2 protein-coding genes are annotated in these 1999 nt (G+C 63.5%); both read right to left on the bottom strand.

All coding sequences use genetic code 11. The annotated features are described in order from the left end of the window. Nucleotides 1-39 precede the first annotated feature (39 nt). Nucleotides 40-1140, bottom strand: a complete 1101-nt coding sequence (locus ACFHVL_RS31155; protein WP_416632199.1) for a hypothetical protein — start codon at nt 1138-1140, stop codon at nt 40-42. A gap of 44 nt (nt 1141-1184) precedes the next feature. Then, nucleotides 1185-1999, bottom strand: an 815-nt coding sequence (locus ACFHVL_RS31150) for an ATP-binding cassette domain-containing protein (protein WP_416632197.1), incomplete at its 5' end; no start/stop codon positions are given.

The following is a 1999-nucleotide window of genomic DNA, read 5'->3' as shown; positions in this document are numbered from 1 at the left end:
ACCACCAACGCACCCGCCTCAACCGCGAATACGCCCTGGTCAACTAACAAATGGCGGCTGCCGTACTAGGTACGCCTCCAGCCAGGCATCAACTGCCAAGAGCCGTTTCTCGTCGGACGAGCTGAGGCCGGTCCAGTCGCAGGTATCGAAGTCCTGGATACCGAAGGTTGCGGCGGAAATCGCCGTGCCGATGTCACCAGAATACGACCAAGGACTTCCCTCGATGATGTTGAAGATCGGCGGACCCGTCTCGTAGCCTAGGTGCCACTTTCCGTCTGGGCCACGGAACCAGGACTTCTCAATCCCGACCTCATTGATACGCGGCGGGCGGACGAAATTCTGCGGTAGCAGGTCGATCCGAGCACTGAGATCCCGCAGTCGGGGGAGGTGCTTCTCGTGCTCCGGCCAGATGCACAAAGTAGTTGATCCAACGACGCAGACCACGTTGTCTCCTGGTTGCTCTCGGTCCGTTACCGTGCTCGTAGCCACCAAGACCACGATGAGCGGCAACACCGCAGGAACCAGCAACAGCGTCCTCTGCCGCCGCAGAGCATGTGAGGTCGGCAGCCAGAGCATCGCCAGCAGTAGGACCATGACTGACGCCAGCCGTAGTGCCAGCGGCCCCGGATCGACTGCCACCTCCGGTCGTCCGGAGACGACCACGAATCCAAACCGGTCGAGCAACGCGGTCAGGAACAGGAATCCCATTGCCGCCGTCAGCGCTGCGAATACCGGACCGAGCAACTTCCCGCACGTCCAACCCAGGGCAACCGAGGTCAGAATGACGAAGATTCCGAGCAGCGCGTAGCCCAGCCAGAGATGCACGCCCGGTGGAAACGTCTGAGCCGTGACGACGAAGGCGACCACCTGACCGATCAGGTAGGGGATCAGTAAGACGAGGATGGTGGCGCCGAGCCGGTTCGCCTCTAACCGAGCCGGGTGAATATACGCCGCCGCCAGTTGCTCCGTCACTCTGTGTAGCGTCGGTGCGCTCGCTGTCCAGGCGGCGGCGCCGGCACCGACCACGCCGAGCAGGTAGGCGGGCACCAGCGCTGCGGCGCCGGTCTCCGGCCAGACACCGATCCAGTGGCGGTTGCGTAGGAACAGCACCGCCAGGTCGATGGCGATGAGTACTGGCAACGCCCACCGGATTGGTGAGTTCCGTATGTGCAGCCACAGTCCACTCACAGCTGCTGCTCCCGCTCGGGAAGTAGATGCATGTACGCCCGCTCCAGCGCAGAATGCCCAGGAAGCCCTTCGTGGCCAAGCGCCGCTAGTTCGGTCACCGAACCGTCGAACCTGGCCGCCCCACCGTGCATTACGATCACCCGGTCGCAGACCGCCGCAACATCATCGATCAGGTGGGTGCTGAGTACCACGACCGTCTCGTCGAGTTCCGCGACGATCTTGCGGAACTGGAGCCGCTGGCGCGGGTCCAGGCCGACGGTGGGCTCGTCGAGCAGCACCACCCGAGGTCGTCCCACGATCGCCCAGGCGATGCCGGCGCGCTGGCGCATGCCGCCGGAGAGACTACGCATCCTCGACCGCCGCCGGTCTGTCAGGTCGACCATCTCCAGCGTCTCGCCGACCGATCGCCGCCACTGGCTCGCCGGCACCCCGCGCATCCAGGCCGCATATGTCACAAAGTCGACGAGCTTCATCTGCGGGTCGAAGCCGAAATTCTGCGGTAGGTAGCCGATCTGGTCTCTGACCTTGCGGGCAGACCGCTCACCATCGATATCGGTGTCATCGATGCGGATCCGGCCGTTACGTGGCGGCATGATGGTCGCTAGCGTTCGTAGCAAGGTTGTCTTGCCCGCACCGTTGGGACCCAACAGCGCGGTGATCCCTGGCCTCAGCGTGACGCTGAGGTTTTCGATAACCGTTGAGTTCCCATAGCCCTGGGCCAGCGCATCCAGCACGACACTCATTGAGCCTTTCCGGGTAAGGCTCTGATCACCGGGCGCGGTGTCCGGAACGGTCAAGATGTGTGGGAATC

This window comes from Micromonospora sp. LOL_023, assembly GCF_048060115.1.
GTDB lineage: Bacteria > Actinomycetota > Actinomycetes > Mycobacteriales > Micromonosporaceae > Micromonospora_E.
The sequence above is the reverse complement of the archived record's forward strand: the minus strand, read 5'-3'. Positions and strand labels throughout refer to the sequence as shown.